Source organism: Nocardia gamkensis NBRC 108242, from assembly GCF_001612985.1.
Taxonomy (GTDB): Bacteria; Actinomycetota; Actinomycetes; order Mycobacteriales; family Mycobacteriaceae; genus Nocardia; species Nocardia gamkensis.
Genome location: NZ_BDBM01000047.1, coordinates 1 through 25,236 on the forward strand (window position 1 = coordinate 1; position 25,236 = coordinate 25,236).

General features: G+C 65.0%; 29 protein-coding genes. 12 read left to right on the forward strand and 17 right to left on the reverse strand.

Annotation, left to right across the window (positions count from 1 at the left end; translation table 11 throughout):
* Nucleotides 1–164 precede the first annotated feature (164 nt).
* Nucleotides 165–1,502 carry a glucosylglycerate hydrolase gene (ggh, locus tag NG1_RS28035; RefSeq protein ID WP_040871126.1) on the forward strand — a complete coding sequence of 446 codons (1,338 nt, stop codon included), beginning with the start codon at nucleotides 165–167 and terminating at the stop codon, nucleotides 1,500–1,502.
* Between the two features lie 74 nt (nucleotides 1,503–1,576).
* Nucleotides 1,577–2,314, forward strand: a complete 738-nt coding sequence (locus tag NG1_RS28040; protein ID WP_040871128.1) for a glycoside hydrolase family 25 protein — start codon at nucleotides 1,577–1,579, stop codon at nucleotides 2,312–2,314.
* Nucleotides 2,315–2,419: 105 nt separating this feature from the next.
* Here NG1_RS28040 and NG1_RS28045 read toward each other — a convergent pair whose 3' ends face one another.
* The 3 genes from NG1_RS28045 to NG1_RS28055 all read right to left on the reverse strand — a co-directional run bounded on the left by NG1_RS28045 (nucleotide 2,420) and on the right by NG1_RS28055 (nucleotide 6,146).
* Nucleotides 2,420–4,486 carry a PhoX family protein gene (locus NG1_RS28045; RefSeq protein ID WP_062975736.1) on the reverse strand — a complete coding sequence of 689 codons (2,067 nt, stop codon included), beginning with the start codon at nucleotides 4,484–4,486 and terminating at the stop codon, nucleotides 2,420–2,422.
* Nucleotides 4,487–4,718: 232 nt separating this feature from the next.
* Nucleotides 4,719–5,519 carry a hypothetical protein gene (locus tag NG1_RS28050; protein WP_062975738.1) on the reverse strand — a complete coding sequence of 267 codons (801 nt, stop codon included), beginning with the start codon at nucleotides 5,517–5,519 and terminating at the stop codon, nucleotides 4,719–4,721.
* Between the two features lie 99 nt (nucleotides 5,520–5,618).
* Entirely contained in the window at nucleotides 5,619–6,146 is a 528-nt protein-coding gene (locus NG1_RS28055) for a lipoprotein LpqH (RefSeq protein WP_062975740.1), read from the reverse strand.
* A 303-nt stretch (nucleotides 6,147–6,449) separates the two neighbouring features.
* Here NG1_RS28055 and NG1_RS28060 point away from each other — a divergent pair, with 303 nt between their 5' ends.
* Nucleotides 6,450–7,361 carry a type IV toxin-antitoxin system AbiEi family antitoxin domain-containing protein gene (locus NG1_RS28060; RefSeq protein WP_084499249.1) on the forward strand — a complete coding sequence of 304 codons (912 nt, stop codon included), beginning with the start codon at nucleotides 6,450–6,452 and terminating at the stop codon, nucleotides 7,359–7,361.
* A 17-nt stretch (nucleotides 7,362–7,378) separates the two neighbouring features.
* Nucleotides 7,379–8,284 carry a nucleotidyl transferase AbiEii/AbiGii toxin family protein gene (locus tag NG1_RS28065; RefSeq protein ID WP_062975742.1) on the forward strand — a complete coding sequence of 302 codons (906 nt, stop codon included), beginning with the start codon at nucleotides 7,379–7,381 and terminating at the stop codon, nucleotides 8,282–8,284.
* Between the two features lie 108 nt (nucleotides 8,285–8,392).
* Here NG1_RS28065 and NG1_RS28070 read toward each other — a convergent pair whose 3' ends face one another.
* The 3 genes from NG1_RS28070 to NG1_RS28080 all read right to left on the reverse strand — a co-directional run bounded on the left by NG1_RS28070 (nucleotide 8,393) and on the right by NG1_RS28080 (nucleotide 9,757).
* Nucleotides 8,393–8,596, reverse strand: coding sequence for a DUF397 domain-containing protein (locus NG1_RS28070; RefSeq protein WP_062975743.1), 204 nt, complete (start codon nucleotides 8,594–8,596; stop codon nucleotides 8,393–8,395).
* Between the two features lie 76 nt (nucleotides 8,597–8,672).
* Entirely contained in the window at nucleotides 8,673–8,876 is a 204-nt protein-coding gene (locus tag NG1_RS28075) for a DUF397 domain-containing protein (RefSeq protein ID WP_062975745.1), read from the reverse strand.
* Entirely contained in the window at nucleotides 8,873–9,757 is an 885-nt protein-coding gene (locus NG1_RS28080) for a DUF5753 domain-containing protein (RefSeq protein ID WP_063910459.1), read from the reverse strand. Before NG1_RS28080 ends, NG1_RS28075 begins: the two co-directional genes overlap by 4 nt.
* A 326-nt stretch (nucleotides 9,758–10,083) precedes the next feature.
* Here NG1_RS28080 and NG1_RS28085 point away from each other — a divergent pair, with 326 nt between their 5' ends.
* The 3 genes from NG1_RS28085 (at nucleotide 10,084) to NG1_RS28095 (ending at nucleotide 11,360) form a co-directional block, all read left to right on the forward strand.
* Nucleotides 10,084–10,497 (forward strand): DNA-directed RNA polymerase subunit beta, encoded by a 414-nt coding sequence (locus NG1_RS28085; protein WP_245660090.1) that lies wholly within the window; start codon nucleotides 10,084–10,086, stop codon nucleotides 10,495–10,497.
* Nucleotides 10,487–10,723 carry a hypothetical protein gene (locus tag NG1_RS28090; protein ID WP_062975749.1) on the forward strand — a complete coding sequence of 79 codons (237 nt, stop codon included), beginning with the start codon at nucleotides 10,487–10,489 and terminating at the stop codon, nucleotides 10,721–10,723. Before NG1_RS28085 ends, NG1_RS28090 begins: the two co-directional genes overlap by 11 nt.
* An 88-nt stretch (nucleotides 10,724–10,811) precedes the next feature.
* A complete protein-coding gene (locus NG1_RS28095) occupies nucleotides 10,812–11,360 on the forward strand; it encodes a hypothetical protein (RefSeq protein WP_157114271.1) in 549 nt (182 codons plus the stop codon).
* Nucleotides 11,361–11,496: 136 nt separating this feature from the next.
* Here NG1_RS28095 and NG1_RS28100 read toward each other — a convergent pair whose 3' ends face one another.
* A complete protein-coding gene (locus NG1_RS28100) occupies nucleotides 11,497–12,291 on the reverse strand; it encodes an AAA family ATPase (protein ID WP_245660091.1) in 795 nt (264 codons plus the stop codon).
* On the reverse strand, nucleotides 12,264–12,602 hold the full coding sequence (locus NG1_RS39115; protein WP_168434282.1) for a DUF3658 domain-containing protein: 339 nt from the start codon (nucleotides 12,600–12,602) through the stop codon (nucleotides 12,264–12,266). Before NG1_RS39115 ends, NG1_RS28100 begins: the two co-directional genes overlap by 28 nt.
* Here NG1_RS39115 and NG1_RS37045 point away from each other — a divergent pair.
* Together NG1_RS37045 and NG1_RS28105 are read left to right on the forward strand one after the other, a co-directional pair.
* Nucleotides 12,602–12,772: a hypothetical protein gene (locus NG1_RS37045; protein WP_157114272.1), complete on the forward strand. Its 171-nt coding sequence runs from the start codon at nucleotides 12,602–12,604 to the stop codon at nucleotides 12,770–12,772. The genes NG1_RS39115 and NG1_RS37045 overlap by 1 nt on opposite strands.
* 163 nt (nucleotides 12,773–12,935) lie before the next feature.
* Nucleotides 12,936–13,223 carry a putative quinol monooxygenase gene (locus NG1_RS28105; RefSeq protein ID WP_062975753.1) on the forward strand — a complete coding sequence of 96 codons (288 nt, stop codon included), beginning with the start codon at nucleotides 12,936–12,938 and terminating at the stop codon, nucleotides 13,221–13,223.
* Nucleotides 13,224–13,254: 31 nt separating this feature from the next.
* Here NG1_RS28105 and NG1_RS28110 read toward each other — a convergent pair whose 3' ends face one another.
* Both NG1_RS28110 and NG1_RS28115 read right to left on the reverse strand, forming a co-directional pair.
* Entirely contained in the window at nucleotides 13,255–14,061 is an 807-nt protein-coding gene (locus NG1_RS28110; RefSeq protein WP_157114273.1) for a MerR family transcriptional regulator, read from the reverse strand.
* Nucleotides 14,054–14,563 (reverse strand): VOC family protein, encoded by a 510-nt coding sequence (locus tag NG1_RS28115; protein WP_245660094.1) that lies wholly within the window; start codon nucleotides 14,561–14,563, stop codon nucleotides 14,054–14,056. The genes NG1_RS28110 and NG1_RS28115 overlap by 8 nt, the downstream gene beginning before the upstream one ends.
* Before the next feature lie 151 nt (nucleotides 14,564–14,714).
* Between NG1_RS28115 and NG1_RS28120 the strand changes: the two genes are divergently transcribed.
* From NG1_RS28120 to NG1_RS28130, 3 genes are all read left to right on the forward strand, one after another.
* Nucleotides 14,715–16,094 (forward strand): serine hydrolase domain-containing protein, encoded by a 1,380-nt coding sequence (locus NG1_RS28120; RefSeq protein WP_062975760.1) that lies wholly within the window; start codon nucleotides 14,715–14,717, stop codon nucleotides 16,092–16,094.
* A 40-nt stretch (nucleotides 16,095–16,134) separates the two neighbouring features.
* The gene (locus NG1_RS28125; protein ID WP_062975762.1) at nucleotides 16,135–16,866 is read left to right on the forward strand and encodes a MerR family transcriptional regulator; all 732 of its coding nucleotides are present in this window, start codon (nucleotides 16,135–16,137) and stop codon (nucleotides 16,864–16,866) included.
* Nucleotides 16,867–16,976: 110 nt separating this feature from the next.
* Nucleotides 16,977–17,378 (forward strand): pentapeptide repeat-containing protein, encoded by a 402-nt coding sequence (locus NG1_RS28130; protein ID WP_062975764.1) that lies wholly within the window; start codon nucleotides 16,977–16,979, stop codon nucleotides 17,376–17,378.
* Between the two features lie 48 nt (nucleotides 17,379–17,426).
* Here NG1_RS28130 and NG1_RS28135 read toward each other — a convergent pair whose 3' ends face one another.
* The 7 genes from NG1_RS28135 to NG1_RS28170 form a co-directional block, all read right to left on the reverse strand.
* Nucleotides 17,427–18,032 (reverse strand): DUF8020 domain-containing protein, encoded by a 606-nt coding sequence (locus tag NG1_RS28135; RefSeq protein ID WP_062975765.1) that lies wholly within the window; start codon nucleotides 18,030–18,032, stop codon nucleotides 17,427–17,429.
* A gap of 165 nt (nucleotides 18,033–18,197) precedes the next feature.
* Nucleotides 18,198–19,250, reverse strand: coding sequence for a DUF8320 family protein (locus NG1_RS28140; RefSeq protein WP_062975767.1), 1,053 nt, complete (start codon nucleotides 19,248–19,250; stop codon nucleotides 18,198–18,200).
* Nucleotides 19,247–20,254 (reverse strand): sensor histidine kinase, encoded by a 1,008-nt coding sequence (locus NG1_RS28145; RefSeq protein WP_062975769.1) that lies wholly within the window; start codon nucleotides 20,252–20,254, stop codon nucleotides 19,247–19,249. The genes NG1_RS28140 and NG1_RS28145 overlap by 4 nt, the downstream gene beginning before the upstream one ends.
* A gap of 174 nt (nucleotides 20,255–20,428) precedes the next feature.
* On the reverse strand, nucleotides 20,429–21,088 hold the full coding sequence (locus tag NG1_RS28150) for a LuxR C-terminal-related transcriptional regulator (protein WP_062975772.1): 660 nt from the start codon (nucleotides 21,086–21,088) through the stop codon (nucleotides 20,429–20,431).
* Nucleotides 21,089–21,348: 260 nt separating this feature from the next.
* Nucleotides 21,349–23,649 (reverse strand): tetratricopeptide repeat protein, encoded by a 2,301-nt coding sequence (locus tag NG1_RS37050; protein WP_157114274.1) that lies wholly within the window; start codon nucleotides 23,647–23,649, stop codon nucleotides 21,349–21,351.
* A gap of 50 nt (nucleotides 23,650–23,699) precedes the next feature.
* Nucleotides 23,700–24,173 carry a Het-E N-terminal domain-containing protein gene (locus NG1_RS28165; RefSeq protein WP_063910460.1) on the reverse strand — a complete coding sequence of 158 codons (474 nt, stop codon included), beginning with the start codon at nucleotides 24,171–24,173 and terminating at the stop codon, nucleotides 23,700–23,702.
* 275 nt (nucleotides 24,174–24,448) lie between these two features.
* Entirely contained in the window at nucleotides 24,449–25,222 is a 774-nt protein-coding gene (locus tag NG1_RS28170) for an SGNH/GDSL hydrolase family protein (protein WP_245660095.1), read from the reverse strand.
* Between the last annotated feature and the right edge of the window lie 14 nt (nucleotides 25,223–25,236).

The window sequence follows — 25,236 nt, forward strand, 5'->3', positions numbered from 1 at the left end:
GCGCTGCACACCGAATCGAGGGGACAATCTCGAGCAGCGAATCACGGACGGGGCATGCGAAAGTGAGAACCGCCGAACACGAACCGGCCACGGGCCGAGGGGCCGGTGACGAAACGGACACCGCTGAGCGGGCATATCTGCGGGTGACATCGCAGAATAGGGGGATGGCACATCCGGGCTTCACCCCCACCCAGCTCGCGGCCCGTGCTGCCTACCTGCTGCGCGGCAACGATCTGGGCACGATGACCAGCGCGGCGCCACGCCTGTACCCGCACATGTGGAGCTGGGACGCGGCATTCGTCGCGGTCGGCCTCGCGCCGCTGAGCGTGGAGCGGGCGGTGATCGAGCTGGACACCCTGCTCTCGGCGCAGTGGAAGAACGGCATGATCCCGCACATCGTCTTCGCCAACGGCGTGGACGGCTATTTTCCCGGCCCGGCCCGCTGGGAGTGCCGCAAACTGGCGGCCAACGCGCCGGACGACCTGGACACCTCCGGGATCACCCAACCGCCCGTGCACGCCATCGCGGTGCAGCGGATCCTGGATCATTCGCGCAGGCACGGCCGCAGTACCAGGTCGGTGGCCGAGGAGTTCCTCAACCGGCGCTGGCCGGATCTGGTGCGCTGGCACCGCTGGCTGGCGCACGCCCGCGACCCCAAGGAGACCGGCCGCATCACGCTGTATCACGGCTGGGAGTCCGGGATGGACAACTCGCCGCGCTGGGATCGCGCCTACGAGCACGTGGTCCCCGGCGACCTGCCGCCCTACCGCCGCGAGGACGTGCTGGTGGTGTCCGATCCGACCCAGCGGCCCACCGACCGCGAGTACGACCGCTACCTGTGGCTGGTGGAGCAGATGCGCCGCGCGGGTTACGACGACTACCAGCTCGCCTCGACCATGAGCTTCGCCGTCGAGGATGTGTTCGTCACCGGGATCTTCGCGCTGGCCTGCGAGGTGCTGGCCAATATCGGCGAGGAGTACAAGCAGCCGCACGCCGACGTACGCGATCTCTACGCCTGGGCCGACCGTTTCCGCGCGGGCGTCGTCGCGACGGCCGATGCCCGCACCGGCGCGGCCCGCGATTTCGACGTGCGATTGCAGCGGTGGATCAACACCGAGACGCTCTCGATGTTCGCGCCGCTGCTGTGTGGCGGCCTCCCCCGCGACACCGAGCGCAGCTTGCTGCGCGTGTTCGAGGGTCCGCGCTTCTGCGGCCACCCGGATCTGCGCTACGCGCTGCCGCCCTCGACCTCGCCGGTGTCCAAGGACTTCCGTTCCCGCGAGTACTGGCGCGGCCCGGTGTGGCCGGTGATGAGCTGGCTGTTCTCCTGGGTCTTCGCCAGGCGGGGCTGGGCCGAGCGCTCGTTCATGTTGCGCGCCGAGGGCTTGCGGCAGGCCAGCGACGGCAGCTTCGCCGAGTACTACGAACCGTTCACCGGTGAACCGCTCGGCAGCATGCAGCAGTCGTGGACGGCGGCGTCGGTCCTGGATTGGCTGGGGTGAAAGCCACAGAACAGTTCTGACACCCCATTCGTCACACTGGTAACAGCCAGAGCGAATGGCTATCGTCGTGCGGCATGGGTATCTGGAGGTCGACCACTCGCCGCGGCACGGCGCTGTCGCTGTTCGCACTGTCCGGCATCCTCGTCGCCACGCTCCCCGCGACCGCGGCGCCGACCGGTCCGGATGTCTCCTCGTGGCAGCACACCGGCGGTAGTCCGATCGACTGGTTCGCGGTCAGACGCGCCGGCCACAACTTCGCCATGGTCAAGGCCACCGAGGGGCTCAGCTACATCAACCCGTACTTCGTGCCCGACAGTCTGCTGATGCGCGCGGCCGGAATGGCTCGGGGCACCTACCACTACGCCCGCCCCAACCTGCCGCCCGAACCGCAGGCCGCGCTGTACGCGGCGGTGGTGCTCGGACAGAACGGACCGCTCGACCTGCCGCCCGTGCTGGACTTGGAGGACTCCGGCGGTCTCGGCCCGGCGGCTTTGATCGACTGGACCCGCCGCTACCTGAACACCGTGGAAACGCTCACCGGCCGCGTCCCCATCGTCTACACCTATCCCAACTTCTGGCGTACCGCGATGGCCGACACCGCCGAGTTCGCCGATTACCCGCTGTGGATCGCCGACTATCGCGGCAACGCCCAACCCGAGGTGCCCGGCGGCTGGTCCACCTGGACGTTTTGGCAGACCACCGACAGCGGAGCCATCCCCGGCATCGCGGGCCGCGTCGACCTCAACGTCTACAGCGGAGCCCAGGGTGATTTCGCCGGCTACGCCAACATCAGCGGCACCGGCAGTAGCTGAGAGCGGAGCCGCTACCCGCCCAGTCGGATAGCGGCTCCACCCGTGGGGAGAGCCGCGGATGGTGGTCGGCCGTGGTCGCAGGGGCCGGTGGCCGCGGCTGTGGTCTCAGGCGCCGATGCGGCCGCCGGCCTTCTTCCAGACCGCCACGACCGAGGGGCGAGGCTGGGAGGTTCCGCCGTCGGGCCAGTGCGACAACGGGTTGTCGGGCGTGGCGTCGTCGGCCTCGCCGGGGTGCTGCACACACACCATCACCCGTGCCTCGCCGACCACCGGGCCGCAGGTCTCCGCGCCGCGCGGGACGGTCAGGAACTGTTTGGTCTGGCCGCGATTCGGGCCGTCGAGCACCACGGCGAACAAGCCGTCGTTCGACCTCATGGCGTTGCCGTCGGTGGCGATCCACAGGTTGCCGTACGGGTCGAACGCCAGGTTGTCCGGGCAGGAGATCGGACTGACCTTCGACTTGTCGTAACCGGCGAAGTAGGTGTCCGCCGCCGCGGGATCGCCGCAGACCAGCAGCAGCGACCAGGTGAAATCGGTGCCGGTGTGGTTGTCGTCGATCTCCAGGATCTGACCGTTCTTGTTGAGCTTGCGCGGGTTCGCCTCGTCCGGCCCCTGCTTGCCCTCCGCACCGCGGTTGTCGTTGTTGGTCAGCGCCACGTACACCTTGCCGGTGTACGGGTTGGCCTCGAAGTCCTCCGGGCGGTCCATCTTGGTGGCGCCCACTTTGTCGGCGGCCAGGCGGGTGAACACCGCCACCTCTTCCGCGCTCATGCCGTCGACCAGCGACTTGCCCTTGCCGTCCGCACCGGTTTCCAGCAGCGGGATCCACTTGCCGGTGCCGGTGAAGCCCTTGTCCGACGGCTCGGCGCCGGTGCCGTCGATCTTGTCCGCGTGGTCGCCGGTGAGCTTCGCGACGTACAGCGTGCCCGCGTCCAGGATGGTCAGGTTGTGCCGCACGCTCGCCGCACCGGTGCCCGGCTGGATCTTGCGCGAGGACACGAACTTGTACATGTACTCGAACTTCTCGTCGTCACCGGTGTAGGAGACGACGTCGCCGTTCTTCGTGACGTAGATGGTGGCGGCCTCGTGCTTCACCCGGCCCATGGCGGTGTGCTTGATCGGCGTCGAGTTCGGATCCCACGGGTCGACCTCGACGACGTACCCGAATCGGTTGGCCTCGTTGGGTTCCTGCGCCAGATCGAAGCGCTTGTCCGCGCGCTCCCACAGGTTGGCGGTCTTGCCCGCGGCGAAACCGTAGCGCTTCAGCCGCGCGGCGGCGGCCGGCTCGGTCACCTTGTCCGCGTTGGCGAAGTAGCCGTGGAAGTTCTCCTCGCCCGACAGCACGGTGCCCCACGGGGTCAGGCCGCCGGAGCAGTTGGCGAACGTGCCGAGCACCTTGGTGCCGGTCGGATCGGCCGAAGTCTTCACGAAGTCGCTGCCCGCGGCGGGACCGGTCAGCTTGAACTCGGTGGTCGCGGTGATCCTGCGGTTGTATTTGCCGAAGGCGGGAACCAGCTTGCCCGAACCGGATTCGCCGTGCACCTCGACCACGGTCAGTCCGTGGGCGGCCATGGTGACCGCGATCTGCTCGTCGGTCGGCGCGTCCTTGTTGTAGCCGCGGAACATGTGCGGGCTGGTGGTGTACTCGTGGTTGACCACGAGCAGATAGCCGTTGGCCTGGCCCTCGATCGGCAGCAGAGCGGCGAAGTCGTTGTTGTAGCCGAACTGCTTCGCCTGCGCGGCGGCGGTCTGCTTGTCGAAGTCGAAGGCGGGCGCGTCGGGGAACAGCGGATCGCCCCAGCGGATCACGACGGACTGCTCGTAGCCGTCCGGGATCACCACGGCGTCTTCCTTGTTCGGCGCCACGGCGGTGAAGTCGACACCGGTTCCCGGCGGGCCCGCGGGCGAGGTCGACGCCACGGATGCGGGCTCGCTGTCGTCACCGCAGGCCGCGAGGACGCTGCTCGCGCCGACCGCGAGCACGGCGGCCGCACCGCCCTTGATCAGCCCGCGCCGGTTCAGCGAGCTGACGATGTCACCGAAGTAGGCGCCCGCGGAGGTGTTCGGCGCCTCGTGGAAGCACGCGTTCGCGCACTTGTATGCACAGGTCACGGCGGCGCGCGACGACTGGCCGTCGTGCTGAACGAAAAGGGCGAGTGGCTGAAGACTCACGGTGACTCCTGGGTTGGGCCGATGGCCGCACGGTAGACCACGCGGACAATCCGGAAGGGACGACAAAGTGAACAGCCGCCCAATTACGTACCCCTGAGATTGCGCGACCGCCAGACCTGGGAACAACGAATGCCGCGCCGACTCGATGATCTCGAATCGACGCGGCATTCGTCTCTGCGAGCGGTTGCCTCGTTCCCGGCCGGCCCGGCGCGAAGTTCGTCCCGCTCGCCCATCACGCGTTGACCGGCAGGGCGATGACGACCTCGCTCTCGTTCTCGGGCAGGTAGTGCGCCCTCAGGATGCGCCCCACCTGCACTTGGGCGACGCTGGCGGGTGCGAGGAACTTCGTCACCCGGGTGGTGAAACTCGACCCGTCCGGCCGGGTGACCACCAGGCCGAGCTCGACCTCGGAGTGACCGTCGCGGATCGCGCCGGTGACCGACAGCGACTGCACCACCGCCTGGGTGGCGATGCCACGCTCGGCGATGTCGAGCTTGTGCCGCGTGGTGACGCCCTTGCGGATCAGGGACTCGTTCATGGCCCGCTGCGCGGCGGACGCGTCGCCGGACAGGTCCACCTCGACCTTGTCGGTCCGGCCGGGCAGGTAGCGCACCGGCAGCACCACACCGGCGCGCAGCAGCGCCAGTTCGGTGAACGGCACGATCATCTTCGCGGAGGAATGGAAGGTCTTGCCGTCCGCGCCTTCGACGCTGAACTCGACGTGGACCTGCGGTTGGTCGTTGACGGTGACGCCGGTCTGCCGCACCGAACGGACGGTGCCGAGGCCGGTGAGCCCGTCGCGGAACTCCGCGCTGTTACGGCCGGTCAGCGCGCTCATGATGCCTTCGCCGGTGAACGCGAAGACCATGGGGACCAAGGTGAGCGCGATGATCGGCAGCGCCATCTCGAAACCGAGCCAGCCCATTCCGGAGGGCTCCCATTCGCTGGCGGGGACGTAGGTGACGGCGTGGTAGACGTAGTAACCGATCGCGGCGGCGGCGAGGGCGAGGGCGATCAGACGGATCTTCTTCATGACATTTCCTTTGAGTGTGCGAAGTTTCGGGGTTCGCCGCGCCCCGTCATCCCGGCGGGTCGGCCGGGATGACGGGGGCGGATCGGGGGCATGCGGCGATCAGGCGCCGACGATGGACGAGCAGGCGAAGGTGATGTCGAACTTCGAGGTCTTCGGCGCGGCCAGCGGGTTGGTCAGGTCGGGGGTGCCGACGCCCTCGCCGGTGACCTTGTAGGTGTTGCCGTCCTTCACGACCGTGGCGGAGCCGCCCGGCATGCCGTTGCCGAAGCCCACCGCGTAGGGCAGGCCGTTGTCGCCGCCCTTGCTGCCCGCGATCCCGACCGCCTGCACGGTGTTCGCGTCGGTGATGGTCGCGCTCACCGAGAGGTTGCCGTAAGCGGAGTTCTCCGTGTCGGTCAGCGCCAGCGCCAGGGTGCCGCCCTGCTTCGCGCAGGTGGTGGTGAACTTGGCGTCGAAGGCCTTGCCGTCGACCGAAGCGACCGACTTACCCCCGGGGGCGGGCTGCGCCGAGGACGGCGCGGGCGCGGCCGGGGAGCTGCCCTTGCTGTCACCGCATCCGGTGAGAACCGCGACGGCGGCGGTGGCGGCGAAAGCGGCGGCGGCGATGCGGAGGGAAGTGGCGTTCATGGTCTGTGTCCTTGTCGTTCGAGGGGCGGGGCCCCTGGTCCTGTTCTCCGGCCCTCCTGTGGGGCCGTTGAGTAAAAGGTAGGAACGATTCGCGCCCTACCGATCCCAGGTTTTCCGCATTTGCGCAGGTAGATGACGTGCGACTGCGCCCAACGAATTCCGGGGAACCGGATCTTTCCTCCGGAAACCCGCCCGACACCTCGCTCGGGATGGAGCAAGGGAATCAACGCCGAATGCTCTAGAACTGGCGTGAAAATTACATATCGTGCTTCATTAGTAACCTGAACCAGGTATTTTCGTGACATGGCTACAGATAGTCACGTCGCTGAGCTGATTTCTCTGGCAGCTGAGCAGAGAGGCCTGGTCACCAGCCGACAGGCGCGGGAGGTCGCATCCGTGACACCGCAACAGCTCAAGCGCCTGAGCGACTCCGGTGTGCTGGAGCGGCTTCATCATGGCCTCTATCGGCTCGCTCGCGTCCCGCACGACGAGCATCTGGAGATGCGAGTGGCGTGGTTCGCGCTGAATCCGGACCTCGTCGCGTGGCAACGCTTGGAGCAGGAAGTGCCCACTGGGGTGCTATCCCATCGAACCGCCGCCGAACTGCACCAACTAGGAGATCTGGACGCTGACGTCGTGGAACTGACCACGACCCGGCGGATCCGGCTGTCGCTGCCCGACATCGAAATCCATCGGGGCCACATCACCCGCGATGACTGGCAGATCGTCGATGAGCTACCGGTGACCACCCCCAACCGCACTATCAGCGACCTCGCCGCAGCAGGTCTCGATTCCGGCCATCTCGCTTCGGTTGTTCGTGACGCGCTCACACGCAACCTGACCACTGCCGAAGATGCCGTAGCGGTACTCGCGCCCCATGCCTTCGGCTATGGGTATCGAGCGCTGGACGGGCACGGCTTCCTCGAAGCGCTCATCGTGCAGGCGGGAGTACCGGTCAACACCCTGGCCATGGCGGACATCGCGAGGCGCCACTCAGAAGCCGCCGCCTTCCGGGACAGCCACTCGCCGGACGAGTCCGCACTCAGGGCAGCGGCGTCTGAACTGACGAATCCCGCGTTCGAATCCACCCTGCAGGCCGCCGCACAACTGCGGAAGGTCGATCCCGACACCCTGAGATCCATGCGGCAGGCAGCCGAAATCCTGAGCAAGATCGATCCACATATCCTGGAAGCTCTCAGGCGCACAACACAATAGAGGAGTAGTCCGGACCGATGAGCTCGTCAGCGCGTTCACCCCAGGCCGTTCGGACGAGCATCACGACCCGGCTGAACAACTACGCGAAAGCGAACAAACAAAGCCTGAACCTTGTGCGCCGCCGCTTCGTCATGGCCAGATTCCTGGCGCGTGTCTTCGACATGGACCCTGATGGATGGATCCTCAAAGGCGGAGTCGGCATGATGGTGCGCCTGCCCGACGCGCGCTACAGCAAGGACATCGACCTACTCGTAGCCATGAACATGTCAGAGGCAGTAGAAGCTCTGCGTCACACCGGCCGCAACCACACCATCGACCACTTCCTTTTCGAAGTCGGGCCGCCGGTCCAGTTGAGCAACGGCAAGGGAGTGGCTGTACGTGTCGAGGCGTTGCTCGGCGGAAAAGTCTTCGACGCTTTCTCGATCGACCTCTCCTCCGCCCGCCGTGAACTCGTCGGGCAAGTCGAGCGCCGGCCCATCCCCCGGTTGGTCGATACCGCCGACTTCCCGCAGGAGACCACCGTCCAGCTCTATCCGCTCGCCGACCAGATCGCCGACAAGATCTGCGCGATGTATGAGATCCACGGCGCCGTCGGTACGGAGTCAGGACGCTACCGCGACCTGGTGGATCTCCTGTTGATCAGCGGCTTTCTCGCGATCGATCTTTCCTCCACTGTCACCGCCCTCGAACGCGAGAAAGCCCTTCGCAACATCCCCGCACTGCCCACGACCCTCGAAAGTCCAGGTTCCACTTGGCCGGTCAGGTGGTCGGCAACCGCGCGCGAAAGTCCCCTCCCTGCCGACTACCACGACTTCGACGTAGCACTCGCCGCGGCAAGCCGTTGCTACAGCCGAATCCTCAGTTCGCTTCCCGCTGCTGATCATGAAGCGACATGGAGCCACGAACGAAACACCTGGGAATGACGACGGTCGGCACAGTCGAAACACCGCCACCTAGCGCTATTACAACGAGAACGGCCCGGTCCCTGTCCCTTCCAGGACAGCGGGCCGGGCCGCAGTGATTGGCTAGTGCTACGGCCGCTTGACCTCGCCGTCGTTCGCGCCAGCGGTGAACGCGTCCCACTCGCCGGGGGTGAACACCAGCGCGGGACCGCTCGGATTCTTCGAGTCGCGGACGCCGACCATGCCGCCTTCGAGGTGCGCGACCTCGACACAATCCTTAGTCCCGCTACGTGCGCTCTTGAACCACGCCGCCCCGGATAGATCAATGTTCACTGTTCATGCTCCTTTGCAATCTGGAGGACGAGATCCGGCCGAGGACAGCGGGCCGGGCCGCAGTGATCGCTTACTGCTACGGGCGGTTGAACTCACCGTCGTTCACGCCAGCGGTGAACGCGTCCCACTCGCCGGGGGTGAACACCAGCGCGGGGCCGGTCGAATTCTTCGAGTCGCGGACGCCGACCATGCCGCCTTCGAGGTGCGCGACCTCGACACAATCCTTTGAGCCGCTACGGGTGCTCTTGAACCACACCGCGCCGGACAGATCAACGCTCACTGTTCATACTCCTTTGCAACCTGAAGGACGAGGTTCTGGCTAGCGGCGTTGTCCAGTGCCAGGCGGTCCAGCTCGGCGGAGGCTTGACGGTACTGCCGCACCTCGTCTGGTTTCTCAAGGTACAGGTCACCAAGGAAGCCTTGGATATAGACCACCGGAGGCATGGTCAGATCTGCGGTGGAGTGACGTGGGAACTCCAGCAAGACGAATGGGCCGACCAAGAGCGCGCGGTGGATGCCAGCCGATGCTGGCACGACACGTAACGAGACGTTCGGCAGTTGGCCGACCTCGGCGAGGTGCTGAAGCTGCGTAGTCATGACCGAGGCGCTTCCGGCGGTGCGCCGGAGGGCGGACTCGTCAACGAACATATCCGCGGCGAGTGGGTTCGTCTCGGCGGTAAGGCGCGATCGGCGTTTCATGCCGACCTGCAACATACGTTCGATATCCTCGGCGGGCTTGTTGGGGAATTCTGCCCAGATCAGCGCTCGCCGGTAGTCCTCGGTTTGAAGCAAGCCCGGCAAGACGGCCGTCTGATATGACGTGATCCGGTCGGCGGCATCTTCCAGACCAACGAACAAGTTGAAGTCTTTCGGGATCGTGTCGTCGGCAAATGCCTGCCACCAGCCTTTTGCGCCCTTGGTTTCCTTGACCAGTTCTAGGACGACCTGGGTTTCCTTCTCGGTGGCGTTGTAGAGCTGACACAGTCGCTCGATCAGGACCGGGTTGAAGCGGACCGGTTGACCGGTCTCCATCTTCCAGATCGTTGATCGAGCCGAGGCGATCGCGGCAGCTGCGGCCTCTCTCGTGATATCGGCGCGCTCGCGCAGGGTCTCCAGCTGCATGCCCAGGATGCGCCGGGCGATTGTGGAATCTGTTGCCATCTCGACCTTTCGGAGTGTGTTGCAACTCGAACAAGGATGCAGCAACAACTAAAACATCACCATATTTTTGCGAACGTTTGCGTTGAAATCGTCGCGCCGAAGCGGGTTTTGGGTGTCTCCTTGGAGTGCGCCCGGCGGCGTGAGCGGGTGACGGCGATCTTCCGCTCATGTTCCCGACGCCGGTTCACCTCCCAGCACGGGTGGCCGGGCCGGGCGCACCCACCACCTTCGATGTGAGTTGAGGTTCACCGATGGATGAAGGAGCGTTCGGGGACACACCCAGGTCCCGCTGCATGTTCTATCGCAGGAGTTGCGGATTCAATGCCGTGATCGACCCTCCGGAACTCGGCCGGATCGTGATGCGCGCCGGATCGGTGTGGGCGGTGACGATGCCGAGCAGGTTGGGCCAGGCGGTGAAAGCGCACATGCAGTGCACAGGCATCGCACTCGGACCCGTTGTCGGACATCCGCGTTCGGGCCGGTGGACTTTTCTCGTCCGTCCCGACATCGAAGACGACGACGTCAAGCTGTTCGCTGAGATGTTCCGCAAGGACGTGAGCATCGCGCGGGAGGGAGCCGTCATCGCACTGCCCTCCCCTAGCCCGAACGGCTCCATCCGGCAATGGATTGTCCCGGCTCGGAGCGACTTCCTTCCGTCCGGCCTCGTGGTGGTCGATGCCGTACGGGCATGGTCCGAAGTGGCGGCGCAAACTGCTACGGCTCCGCGCTATGGCCGGTAACGAGATGGTGCCCGTGCTCATGGCTTTCGGGGTCGTCTCATGGCTCGCAATCTGTTTCTTCGCGAGCACGGCGATCCTCGAGTACCGCGTCAGCCGTGCCGAAAAGCTCTATCTGGAGCCGGCCGCGAGCCGATCACTCCCCTCCGACGCCGATATCGAGCGCCTGTGTGACCTCACCGAACCGCGCCGCGATCCGTGGGTGCGCGCGGAACCGGTTCCGGCGTAACCCGATACCGCTCCGCATGACGCGTGGCGGCAATACACCCATAACTCCGAAGTGCTGTCGCGGCTCCGCGCCGCCCTTTTCGTGGGAGGTGTTCGAACAATTGGTCGCCAATGGCGATGTCGAGGCAGAGTCGAGCGGGCCGTGCTACGACACCAACGTCCTGGCCCGGACTCTTTCATGGTTGGACCACAACAACCCGCACTGGCCGATGCAGAGCTACGAGGCAGCACGCACGGCCTACCACCACCACCAAGATTGCCCGCCCATGACATGCGCCACCTACATAGCGGCGCTTTACAAAATCCGGAAATCGGGGGTTGCCGCATATGATTCCGAAGTCCTTCATCAGCGAGGGGTCACGCAAGCCGCGCGTACGCGATCTGCCGTGCGGGGCAAGCACCAACCCGCCCTCGACCACACCCGAGAGCAACTGTCACCGCACCCGGAGCAGCCGGACGTGCGCCTGGCGGTGGTGATCGACGGCCACCGACTGGACTTCGCCGCCTGCCTCACATCCGCCTTGTGGTTCCTCCAAGAACAGCACCGGCGACGGTTCGTCGACTCCGTGGAGATAATCCCAGGCGACACGAGCGGCTTACGCCGGTTGCCGAACGAAAGACTGTACGACGGACCGTGAACGAGTAGCGGGACCACAAGCATCGCCAGGATGCTCTGGAGTGAAGTACACCCAGCAGCACACCTTCAAGCGGCGCGAACAGCGGGCCGGGCTCCGAATGCTGATCCCGGGTGCAGAATCGCCGCGTTGACGCCGTTCAGATCAAGTGGCGCAAATATCGATCTGGGTCTGAAAGAAAATCCCTGGTCAACCGAACTGGAAGGGCATCGTCGTAGGAGACGATGCTGGTCGTGCCGTCTTCGGCGATCTCGTAAATACTAGCGCCAGGCAATGCCAACAAGATCGGCGAATGGGTCGCCATGACGATCTGGCACCGCTGCTCGACCAACTCCGCCAGTCGCCTCAATACAGCCATGCATCCTTGCGGGGATAACGCGGCCTCGGGCTCGTCCAACAGGTACAGCCCGTTGGGGCGAAAGCGATGCACCATCAGATCAATGAACGACTCACCATGAGACCGCTGGTGCGGCGACACCCCGCCGAGTGCCGCCACCTGGTCTGGCCCGAGCCGTTCGGTCTCAGTGGCGACGTTGTAGTACGTCTCGGCACGCAGAAAGAACTGGCTCCGCGGCTTGCTGGTACCCCATTTGATCCGGAGATGCTCGCCCAGCGGTGATTCGCTGGATCGGGTGCTGAAGCGATAATTTTGGCTGCCCCCTTCCGGGTTCATACCGGAAGCAACAGCGATTGCCTCGAGAAGTGTCGATTTGCCACTACCGTTCTCCCCGACCAGGAACGTCACGCCACCCGCCAAGGACAGGCTTCCATTCTGCGCCAGGTAAGTTACCGCGGGCAGACAGAACGGATAATCGTTGGGATGCGGGCCGGGTGCCATCCAGATTTCACGAATGTAGCCGTTCGTGGCCGGGTACACGGCCTCGCGCGGTCGGCCGGCGCTGTAGCTCATCGCCGTGTGGAAGAGATTCGGCATTCTCCCATGACCTCGGGATCTCCCTCTGCCGTGATCCGGCCGTCATCGATCATGTCCATGAGCCTTAGATGCAAAATATAATCCGCTACCGGAAACCGCTGCGCACCCATGGTATCCGCGATCACCCGAGCCATCGGTGTCGGTGTTGCGGGTATGTGCTCCAGCAGCGATTGATCGAAGTAGTCTCCGGGCACGGATGACAATCCAGCGTCTGTCACCACTCGTAATGGAGCGTTCTCCGCCTGCAAGGTGCGCCATCGTTCAGCGAGTTCGTCGCGCTCCAGCTTGCCTACAGCTCGTCCGGAATCCAATGACAGGTCACCCGCATGGTGCCGCGCAGAACCTGCTCGATCGCGACCGGTTGTTCACCGACCGCATTCGCAACGAGACCACACGCCTGCACTTGCCTGCTATCGAGATAGACACCTCGATGGCCGAGGCTGATCTGACCGACTCGGTCGGTCGGGCATTCGGGCTCTGAGCCGGCGCAGCGCGTCCGCAACTCGGTATGTGCGAGGTTCCGACCAGTAGGGGTAGGTTGCTCGCCGCGTCGAGCAGTTTGCGCGGCGTCGACCGATGAGTTCTGCCGCGTCCGGTCGTCATACCTTGTGACCGGCCGATTCGAACTCGGAAAGGGGTAGCGAATGGTGATCGTCGCAGGGCATCTCGAGGTCGACCCGCAACACCGGGAGGCCTACCTCGCCGACTGTGTCGGCGTAGTTGAACAGGCTCGTCGCGCGGCCGGTTGCCTTGACTTCTCGATCTCGGCGGACCTGGTCGATGCCAGTCGCATCATCATCTTCGAGCGATGGGAGTCGCGGGCGGCCGTCGACGCCTTCCGTGGCAGTGGCCCGACCGACGCGCAGAATGCTGTGATCCGCGCCGCCTCGGTGGCCGAGTACGACGTCGCCGACAGGCGTTCGCTGACCTGAACACCATGCCTACGAGCTTCCTCACCCCGCTCTACTGCCAAGTCGCGGTGTCGGGGTCGATGCCGTGGGCGCGCGCGCTGGCATCGATGATTCGACGCAACCACGTGGCGAGGCCGGTGCGGATGCCGTCGTAGTGGGCCGCGAATCCCGGATCGGCCTCGTACCTGCGGCCGAGACAGACCTGCATCTGCCTGGTGAGAGGAAAGTACGAAGCAGAAAATATTTCGCGGTGCCACTCGACGAGTCGATTCGCTTCTGGGCTCCCGGGTGTGACGCCCGCGTCCATCGCATCCTCGAAGGCGCGGTCGAGGTCGGCGATGGCGTCGGCGATGGTCTGCCATTCCTCCGGACCGCGAGAGGCCGAGCGTTCGGCGTACTGCTGCCATTGCTCCGTGTCTCCGTAGCGCTGACGGTCTTGGGCGGGCCAATCCGGGTTCCACTGGGGGCCGAAGATCGCGGCCTGCTGCTCGGCGGTCAGCAGCAGCCCGCGATCGTGGGCGTCGATCATCCGATCCAGACCGGCGCTGAGCCGCTGGAGGCGGTCGATCCGTTCGGCGATCTGGGTGCGCTGCGCGCGCAGTGCGCCGGGCACGTCTGCGGCCGAGCCGTCCAAGATGGCCCGGATATCGTCCAGGCCGAGTCCGAGCTCCCGGTAGACGACGATGCGGTTCAGGCGTTCCAGATCACCAGCGGTGTAGAGCCGGTATCCGGCAACCGTGCGCAGCGACGGTCGCGCCAGACCGATCCCATCCCAGTGATGCAGCGCGCGAACTGTCACGCCCAGACGCGTCGAGACCTGACCGACGGTCAAGCCATCGGCGTCAGGGGCATCAGGCATGCTCACCATTGTCGCCACGACCGACGCCCGGTGGGGTGATCCCGACGGCCGCGAGGTTCCGCGCCTCCTCACTGGCCGGATCGAAGGGCTTCGCCGCAGTGAAAACGATCCGTGCGTTCTCTGGGGTGATCACCTCCACATCGCGGGTGTTCCAGGGCGTATCCCGTGGGCCGTCGACCGAGTTCGGGCGCAACGCGCGACAGGCCTCGACCAGCGAATCGACCTGGCTGAGCACGCAGGCGAAACTGAAGCTCATTGCCGGTGCCTGCTCCGGAACGCTCCCCGCCGGGACGAGGAGTACGTCCTGAAAAGCCCACCGGCGCAGATGCACAACCCTGCCGGGGATACTGAACAGCTCGAAGAATCCGAGCCCACGAGTCCAGAAATCCACCGACGCCGCCGAATCGCTCGTGGGGATCGTCACGAACGCGGGCATTCCATAGATGCCACGGAACAGCTCCGGCGCGACCGCATCCGGGCCGGGATCGGGCACGGGACTCATCTCGAACGCGTTGTAGTAGTCACTCATGCGCTCCACCCTCCAGCCTCACGCGATGTGAGGGTCAAGCCTGGGCCGGCTGGACCAGCCCGAGCCTTCGACTTCTGGCCGCCGACTTGACCTTGCCCCTGGGGCAGGGTTCGAGCATGGTGGCATGAACGAGACAGCACAGGAATTGTCGGACTTTGTAGCGGCCTCGGCTGAGAAGTTGGGTGTGCCGGGTGTGGCCGTCGGGGTGTTGGCCGGTGGTCGAGAAGATTTCGCATGCCTTGGGGTGACGAGCGTGGACAATCCGCTTCCGGTGGACCGGGACACGATGTTCGTAGTCGGATCCGTGAGCAAGACCTTCACCGCGACCGCGCTCATGCGGCTGGTCGCCGAGGGCCGGGTGGAGTTGGACGCGCCGGTGCGTCGGTACGTTCCGGAATTCGTCCGCACCGATGCGGCGGCGGACGAAATCACCGTGTTACGGCTGCTCAACCACACGGCTGGGCTGGAGTGGAAGCTCGGCGTCGACCCCGGTGAAGGAGACGACGCCTTGGCGCGGCACGCGGTGACACTCGCCGAATCGCCGCTGATCGCGGCACCGGGAGCGCGGGCCTCCTACAGCCAGGCGGGATTCAATCTGGCCGGCCGGATCATCGAGCACGTCACCGGATCGACCTTCGAAAGGGCCGTCGCGTCACTGTTGTTCGAACCGCTCGGACTGGCACACAGCCGCTACGCGGTCAACGACGTCATGACCCGGCGGTTCGCGGTGGGACACAACGTCGATGCCGACGGTGTGCTCGAGGTTGCCCGGCAGTGGAAGGACAACCGCTCCAACAACCCCGGCGGCGGCGTGGCGACGTCGGTGAGTGACCTGCTGCGCTGGGCGCGGTTTCATCTCGGCGACGGCCGGACCGACGGCGGTGAACGCCTCCTGCCCACCGAACTGCTGCACCGGATGCGGCAGCCGACGGTGGAACTACGCGGGAGCACACTGGGTGACGCCTTCGGCATCTGTTGGTTCCTGCGCGAGGTGGACGGTGTCGCGACCATCGGACACGGCGGATCGGGCAATGGCCAGTTCGCGGACCTGCTCATCGTGCCGGAGCGGAATTTCGCCGTCGCCGTGACGTCGAACGCGGGCCCGGACGCAGGCCTCGCCTTCAACCGCGCCGTGGTGAATCGGGTGCTCGAGCACTACCTCGGTGTGGTCGAACGTGACCCGGAACCGATGCCCTACGACGAGGCGCGGGCAGCGGAGATCGTCGGGTATTACGAGAACGAGATGATGCGGCTCACGCTCGACACCGACGGGGCCGGGATGACGATCGGATGCGCGATCAAACCGGAGGTCCGGGCCGCCGGAGACACCGAACTTCCGCCCGACCTGCCACCGGCTACCCTCGGCCTGCTGCCCGGCGCGGCGGACGAGTACATCGTCACCGAGGGCGGTCTGCAAGGACAACGCGGGTTCTTCACCCGTGACGAATCCGGCGCCGTGACCGGAATCGACCTCGCCGGTCGGTTGTTCGCCCGGGCGCGATGACGACCACGGGCGGATGACACATCACCGAAGGGAGACGCGCATGATCACGATCGGACAGCTCGCACGGTATGCGGGCGTGACGATCAAGGCCGTGCGCGTCTACCACGAGCGCGGTCTGCTTCCCGAACCGGCGCGCGACTCCTCCGGCTATCGCCGCTACCGCGCCGAAGACGCCATCAATCTGGTCAGGATAAAGACACTGGCGCAAGCCGGTGTGCCCTTGGCACGTGTCAAGGAACTGCTCACCGCGAACTCCGACGAGTTCGCGGCAGCGATCGCCCAGATCGACCGCACACTCGCTGAACGCGCTGAGGAGATCCGCCGGACCCGCGAGCAGATCGCCGAATTGGGCTCCGGCCACCGCCTGTTCGTGTCCACCGAAGTCGCCGAGTACCTCGACCGCCTGCAGCAACTCGGGGTCAGCGACCGGGCAGTCCGGATGGAGCGCGACATCTGGATTCTGATGCGATCGGCCGCCCCGGAACAGGCGTCGGCCTGGGTCACCGACAAACTCGACGCCATCGACGACCCCCAATTCCAGGCGATCTATCTCGACTATGACGCCGCATTCGACTGGTCTCCCGACGACCCGCGCCTGGTGGACCTCGCCGACCGCACCCGACGATGGTTGACCGGCAGACGCACCGGAGCGGGCCGGACAACCCCGAGACTGGACCCGAAATTGATCCGCCTGGTGAACGAATCAGTCGGAATCACCTCGCCCGCCTGGGAACGACTGGCGCGGATCGCACAGGAGGCGACCATCCGGTAACACTCTCGTTTCCGCGCCGGATCCCGCCCTGATATCCATCGATCGCCGGTCTGGATTGTCGTCGGGTTCGGACAGTAGTAGCCAGAGGTAGCTCGAGACGGCGGAACCGAGTGAGTAACCGGATCCTGATCGGGGCGTCGGGGGTCTCGGCTGTACTGACTGTCATCACACGTCGCGTCCTCGGTCCCGAACCCCTCGCCGACGAGCTGGACCTACGCCTGACCTGCCTGGCGGAGGGCGACTTCTCCGACGTGATGCTCTCCCACGCGGACTTCACCCGCGCGAACCTCAGAACGGTGAACCTCACCGGCGCCTTTATCCCGTACGCGAATCTCACCGATGCCGACCTCACCGGCGCGAGCCTGGTCGATACCTACATCGGTGCTGCGAACCTCACTGGCGCGAAACTCATCGGGGCCGATCTCACCGGCGCGGATCTCAGGGGCGCGAACCTCACCCGCATCACCTATGACCTCACTACACAGTGGCCGGACGGCTTCACGCCGCCGTAGCCAGCACCCGCCCCGGACGTACTCCGCCGAAGCACCGTCAAAGCTCTCTCACCTGCCCTGGTTGGCGACGAACGCCTGTACGGCGTCGAGGAACTCCGGGCCGCCCATGGCGTAGCCGCCGACGGTTGCACCGATCAACGCACCCACGGGGATGCTGACACCCCATACCAGAATCACACACGCCCCGAGGAGACCGCCTACGATGGCGCCGGTGACGACGCCGGGCAGGTTCTTGTTGATCTGCTCCTCGAGCCGGTCGTAGGAGCTGATGTCCTCCAGTTGCGCGATATCTTCCGCCGTCGGGGTCAGCGTCAGGGTGCGGCCGTCCGCACCGATGTGCTGCGCGGCCGCGATCGAACGGCCGTCGAGCGCGAACCGTTGCGGCACTTCGGTCACCACTGCTCCGTCACCGGACTCGAGCACCACCGCACCGTTCTGCGCGACCTCGAACCTGCCGTTCTCGACGGTGGCGGTAACGATTCGGTCGAGTGGCGAAACGGTGATCTGGTAGTCGATCCCGTGATCGACACCGGAGGTCGTGACCTCCGCGGTCGGCCGCTCCGTCCCGGCCGGTTCCGCATGGGCGGTCGCCGCGCTGATGCCCAAGGCCGAGACGGCCAGGAAAACGGCAGCGGTGATCTTCTCGAACTTCATCTTCGAATCCCTCCACTCAGCTGCCCCTGATGGGCGGACCGAGTCAGACCTTAGGCGTCGAATTGAACGGTGTGTGGTACGCCACACACAGTTCGAAGCAAGTGCACTCCTGTTTCCCATGTGACCGGCTGGAGAGCAGTTCGCCGCACGGTTTCGCATCGAGGCTCAGGCGACGCTACGGACGCTCGACCTTGTGAGTTCTCCCGAGAGGCCGAAGCCGACTCGCCGCACCGTGCTGTCGCTCTGCGCGCGGACTGTGGCCAGTTCGGCACGTCCGGGCGGGACCGTTCGGATGATGATCTCACCGTTCTGGACTTCGTCGAGTTCGGCGGCGATACCGCGTAGCAACCGTTCTCTTACCTCGTCGTCGAGTTCATCGAGGTCTCCGTCATCGAACAGTTTCACCGCGACACCGCGATCCCGTGCCGCGTCGGCGGAAGGGTTGACGACCGCATGTACCAGGCCGCTGCCGCGGAGGATGGCCGACAGTTGGGACTCCAGGGCCTCGCATGCCTTAGGGTGATCCGGGGTGAGTCCTCGGCCGTCCCCGACTTGTTCGACCAGGGGACGAGCGGCTTCCGCGAGATCGCGTAGACGCTGGTCGAGTACCTTTCTTTTTTCCGCTTCTTTCTCGATTCGCTGTAACGCGGAATCCTGCTCCGCCCTGGCGGCGTAGATCTTCGCGGCGGCCGGCCGAATCGTATAGGCGAACATGGTGGACATCGCCAGCGGGCCGAAGTTGGGAAGCGACAGCATCACTCCGGTGATCGGTCCACCTTGACCGGTTACTGTCGTCCAGATCGCGATCACCGGCACGGTTGTCGCCATCGCGATCAGGGCGAAGCCGGTGCGGCCGCGGACACAGAGGAATGTCAGCAGCACCATGTACACGTTCGAGGGCCAGATCGCATGCACATACGTGGTCCACGGCGGCGTCAGGATGACGAGCGCGGTCATGACGGGGGAAGCGGCGGTGATCAAAACGGTGGTCCGCAGTGGCAACGGGTCGCCGTGCACCACAAGCAGAGCGATACCCACACACCAGTACGCGACGACCGTGATAGCGCACTGCCAGACATGACTGTGCGTCACATGGACGGCGATGAAGGCAGGCGCCGCGATGCCGGCGCAGTAGAAAAGCAGAATGGCGACCGCGGCGGGGGTGTTCATCCCGAGGAGGGATCGAACGTCGGCGGGTTCTTCCACAGGCTTGTTCATTGGTCCACCCACAGCATTTCGATAGTAGTTCCGTGGCCTTTGCGTGAATCGATGCGCAACTCGCCTCCGACCCGCTCCACCTGGCGTGGCAGCCTCCGCAGGCCCCAACGGCGACTGGGGCGAGACGGATCGAATCCTCTGCCGTCATCGGCGACGATCAAGCCCAGCAGGCCCGGCCCGATGTGCAGTGTGACCCTCTGTTGCGCGTCCGGTCCGGCATGCCGAACGCTATTTTTCACCGCTTCTCGCAGGACGATGCCGGCCGTGCGGACGACGGCGGCATCGAAGCTGAAATCAGAGCCGTCGAGCGAGGATTCGATGGTCAAGGGCACGCTTTCATCGATGGCTTCCAGCTTCTCTTGCAGGTACGCGATCGCCTCTTTGCCGGAAAACGGCTCGTCGCCGCTCGTGGTACCGATCTCGTCGAGTGCTCGGAGGGCTTCGTCGGCGTCTTTCGGGCTGGACTTTCCGGCGATTCCGATACGCAGGCAATGCATGACGTTGTCGTGCACGACGTTGGCGAATTTTTCGCGGTCGTCGTTGTAGGCCAGAACGGCCGCCGCCTCGGCGCTCAACCTGGCCGCTTCGTCACGGGCGGTGTCGAGGATGTGTCCGGTGCGCACTGCTCGCAAGGCCGCGGCGACGTAGGCCAGACAGAAACTGGTCGCGAAGACCCAGCTCATCCAGAATGGTTCGATGACGTCTGGTGCGCGGGTCTGGCCCAGTACCTGTACCTCTGCTACCACGGCGAAGGTGTAGATGATCACCCACGACGGTCGCCAGGTCAGCGCGGCCGCCATGGCGGCGAGGCCAGGGATATTCGCGATGAAGGGCCACTCCCCGAACAGTTCTCCTTGCCAGGCCAGAGGCCAGGTGAAGGCCGCGACGAAGTAACAGATCGCCACTGCGCCTGCGGTTTTCTCCAGAGTGGGCAGTTCGGTGAGAAAGGCTGTCGCGCAGAGGACCAGGGGCGGGCCGTATACCGCGGTGAGTCCGAGCGGCATCCACCAATCAGCGAGATGGCTCGCTTCAGTGGCCAGGCGAGGGTATAGCAAGAGGAAATAGATCAGGTATCCCGTTGATATAAATATTGCGAACAGTCGTATGAGCCGGTCCCGATCGCCAGCCTGCCCCGACTTGAATGGATTCCTGAATTTCATCTACTTCGCTCGCGATTACTAGTCGTGAATATATCCGTCGCGCTGCGCAACTCTGCGCATTTCACTTTTCTTATGTATCTCGAAACCCGCTTCGGTGTACTTGTCTTTTATCTTCATGACATGCTTCCGAATGGTTTCGGGAGACAGGTACAACTGGGCCGCGATGTCCTTCGCGGTGTCACCCGAGGCATACATGGCGAGCACTTCACGTTCACGGGGTGTGAGCTGCGGGATCAAGCCCTCGTCGGCGTCCAGAGCCGCAGCCCAGTCCACCGAGGGCGCGAGCTGACCGTTGACAGCGAGGCGCACCGCCTCGATGAGAGTGGCCCGTGGATCGGTCTTGGTGATCACGCCGAGGACGCCCGCCCTGCCCGCCTCCTGTACGAGGTATCGGCTGTCACGGGAGGTGTAGACCAGGATATTGGAGATTCCAGCGGTCTTCAGGGCGCGAACATTCTTTTTGGGAGTGGATTTATCGGGAAGTCCCTGCAGATCCAGAATTACCAGGTCAAGTTGGTCGGTAATGGCCAGCAACTCGGCCACAGTACGGCCGGCGGCAACCAGCTCCAGCTCGGGATAGGGCTGGAAAAAGCCACTCAATGCACTGGACATCACATCCAGGTGGTCCTCGACCAGACCGATTCGGTATGGTGCCGACTCGGTTTCCACTGCCGTCATCGTAACCCCTCACATGGTGACCGACTTCTTCGTAACGACCGGTCGGATTTGAGTAGGATTCGGGATTGCAGCCCCGACAGACCCGCGAAGCTCAGCGGTTTCCCCTACCGGGCATACTAATTCGCTTCGCCGGACACCGAGGCCACATTCGCGGTACCCGTCAACCCCGCACGTTTCGAGATCAACAGTAAGAATCGGACGACTCGGTTGCATAGCCCAATTTTTGGTACCCGTACCGCCGCGGGCTCGGGCTCGGTCCGCTAAGACCTCGACTCGAAATAGAAACCAGTCGGCTTCGCGTCGGTAGCACGGTGATACCAGACTTCGGCCTCCGCTTCCTCTCCGCTCTCCTGCAACAAACTTCCGAGTAGAGCCATGGCATCTGTATCACCAGCGGCGGCGGCGCGGCGGTACCAGAACTCCGCCTCGGCGCGCGAACTCCCCCGCTGCAGCAGGATTCCCAGCCAGCGCATGGCATCCGTATCGCCGGCATCGACGGCACGGCGGTACCAGACCTCCGCCTCGGCTTCGTCACCCCGCTCCTGCAACAGGCTTCCTAGCAAGGCCATGGCATTGGTATCACCCGTATCGACGGCACGGCGGTACCAAGCCTCCGCCTCGACCTCCTCATCCCGTCCCTGCAGCAGGCTCCCGAGCAGGGACATGGCGCGAGCGTCACCGGTATCCGCGGCGCGGCGGTACCACGCCTCCGCCTCGACCTCCTCATCCCGTCCCTGCAGGAGAATCCCGAGCAGGGACATGGCGCGAGTATTCCCGGCATCGGCCGCACGGCGGTACCAGGCCTCCGCCTCGACCTCCTCGCCACGGCCTTGCAGCAGGATCCCGAGCAAGCCCATGGCATGGGTATCGCCGGCATCCGCCGCGCGCCGATACCAAACCATCGCCTCGGCTTCTTCACCACGCTCTCGCAGCAGAATCCCGAGCAAGCGCATCGCGCCCGTGTCGCCGGTATCGACCGCACGGCGGTACCACGCCTCCGCCTCGACCTCCTCATCCCGTCCCTGCAGGAGAATCCCGAGCAGGGACATGGCGCGAGTATTCCCGGCATCGGCCGCACGGCGGTACCAGGCCTCCGCCTCGACCTCCTCGCCACGGCCTTGCAGCAGGATCCCGAGGAACGACATGGCACGAGCATTACCCGTGTCGGCTGCACGGCGGTACCAGATCTCTGCCTCGGCTTCCGCGCCGCGCTTCTGGAGGAGACTCCCGAGCGAGCCCATGGCATCGGTGTCGCCGGCGTCGGCGGCGCGGCGGTACCAAATTCCGGCCTCGGCTTCCTCACCCCGCTCATGCAGCAGAATTGCGAGTAAGGCCATGGCGTCCGTGGCGCCGGCGTCGGCGGCGCGGCGCACTAGACATTCGGCATCACCGACCCGGCCGCGAAAACGTGCGGCGATACCGACAGAGATCAGAGCAGTGGCGTCGGCGTTCCTCGTTGCGGCATCCCAGAAGTCGTCCGGAATGGGTCGAGAGGAGTGGTGTTGCGCCGCACCGTCGTCCGCGGCGACAAGGTAGTCGAACGGCCGGTAGGCGCGGGATCGATCGGGCAGCCGATGGGTGATCAGCGCGGCAACCCTCCCGACACCATGTGGAGGAGTGCGAGCGGTGATGATCGCAGTGCCGACTTCTTCTGGGCTGATGTCGAGTTCGGGACGTTGGTCTTCGATAGTTCTCAGCGCCAGGCCGGCCAGGGTCGGCTCCGGAATTGGGCTGGGATGCCCTATCCGCGCCCAGTCGATAGCCACTTGGATCACGATGTGCAGTACGGGATTTCCGTATCGAGCGTCGTCGTAACGCCTCAGCAACTCAGGTGCGCCGGCGAGGATTTCGGCGAGTCCGTGCCCGCCGAGATTCAGAGTAGGGTAGGCCGCTGCGGCGGCAGCATGCTCGCGGGGGTCATCGCTGGTCGGTGCCAACTCTACTTGCGTAGCGTGCTCCAGCACTGTGCGCGTGTCATAGGCCAGTTCTTCGCCGCTGCCACGCAACCGATCCCGAGCCTCTCGGCGTAGGGTCGCCACCACGACAGTGGGAGCCGAACGCGCGGTCAGGCGGGTAAGCAGACCCGGGGTGAGCGGTTTGCCGGTGATGAGGAACCGATCCAAGTTCTCCAACCACACCACGATCGTGTCGTCACTGCCCACGAACTCTGGACAGGCGGGTACTCTGCTCAGTGATTCCGGAGTCGGTACCAGAACTTTCGCGTTCGGCAGCCGGCACCGGACGGCTTCGAACAGGCTGCGTGTCTTTCCTGCCTTCGACTGTCCGACCAGCAACAGGAGTCGATCACCCGGCAATGCCGCAGCTAGGCGGCTGTCGACATCTTTGTGGGTGCGCGGTACGTACGGGTCGTCACGACCGGAGCGGCCCGCTCCGCCGAATTCGGAGGGGGTAGCGCCCAGCCGATATGGGTCCAACTCCGATACGGTGGGGAGCCCGCCACTCTTGTCGAGCAACTCGACCAGCTCAGCCAGCTCGACTGGTCGTGTCGACGGATCATTCGAGCAATAGTTGATGTTGGTGAGATTCCCACCGACTTTCACCCTCTTGTAGGTGGATCCGGATGCGGGCGCAGTCGCGGCGGTGTGCCCGGTTACCGCCGCGGCGCCGGAGGGTGAGGCCGCGGCTCCGCCCCCGCCCCCGCCTGAATCCCGCTGACTTTCAGCGTTCCAGCGACAGAGGTGTCCTCGGCTATGAATGCGCTACCTTCCGAGGCGATGTCGGTGATCTCTATTTCACCGGCTTGCACCCTCGTGAGTCTCACTCCCACTGTCTCGGCCGCCTGCGGCGCCTGCTCCTGGATCACCTGCAGCAGATGTTGTGCCGCGGTCAACAGCTCCTGGTCGTCTCCAGCACCGGCTTCGGCGAGTTCCTCGGCGAGCACCACACGCCGCGACGCAGCTTCCGGCCGCGACTCCACGACTGCCATATCCACTGAGTGGTACCGGCCGGAGATCAAACCCTTCAGCCCCTGATACGCATCGACAACCGCTTGTTTCGCGGTATCGGTCAGACCTGCTGCCGCACCCGCAGCGACCGCGGCCGCTACCAATGTCACCGGATCCACCCGCCGGACCTCCCACTCGCGAATACTTCTCGCGCTGCCAGGCGGGCAGCGCACCGACAACCTATCCCCGGAGATGGTGTCCCGTAGGCTATTTCGATTCCCGAGAGAATTCTTGGGCGGCGGAAGCGATGCCGAGCAAGAAGTAGCCGATGTGCGAATCCGCGCGGCAAATACTTGCATGGCAGCGATATCTGCCTCACTTCTGATCCATCCCGACGCCGGAGCCATACTCGACCGCGGCGCAGGGGATCGGAACACCGTGAAATCACGAGGGCTCAGTCGCCCAAAGCGGCCAGCACTTGTCGAGCAGTGTTCTCGTGACCGGCGGCATTGGGATGCAAAGGGACCAGTGCGTCGGCAGAGGTCGGTATCACGCCGACCATCCAACTCGCGGCGGGTGGCGCGCAGGCATCGTGGCCCCGGGTAGAGGGCGCCAAATCGACGAAGATCGCATTCTGCCGGTCGGCCTGTTCGGCCATGACAGTGTTGAGTCGATCGATTTTCGCCTGCAGGTAGTTCGCGTCATCAGCCCAGGCTGGTTGCACGCCCGGACAACCGCCGTCGCGGATCCCGGTCGGGTAGCCGACCAGGACGATTCGCGCGTGTGGGGCGCGTCGGCGAATTTCCCCGATCACGGTCGCGTAGGTGGGAGCGAAGGTGTCGATCCGTTCGCCGATGAGATCCCGACCGCCGAACGTGTTGTTTGCCGCGCATGCCTGACCGAACGGCTGCGGTAGTGGATTGATGCAGCTGGCCGCAAGCTGGACCAGTCCGATGTCGTTGCCGCCGATACCGAGGCTCACCAGCGTGGTGTCGGGGGTCAGCGCGTCATATTGCGGGGCGGCGGCGTCTCCCGCGAGACCGCGCTGAGATCCGCCGAGGTGATCGGTGGTGGCGCCGCCGCAAGTGACGTCGCGGAATTCGGTCACGGCGAGCGCACGGGCGACCAGGGTGGGATAGTTGACCTCCGAACGGAGGCAGAACCCAGGCACCGCCGAGGAACTGCTCATCGGCGCGATGCCGACACCTGCGGAGAACGAGTCGCCCATAGCGACATACACCG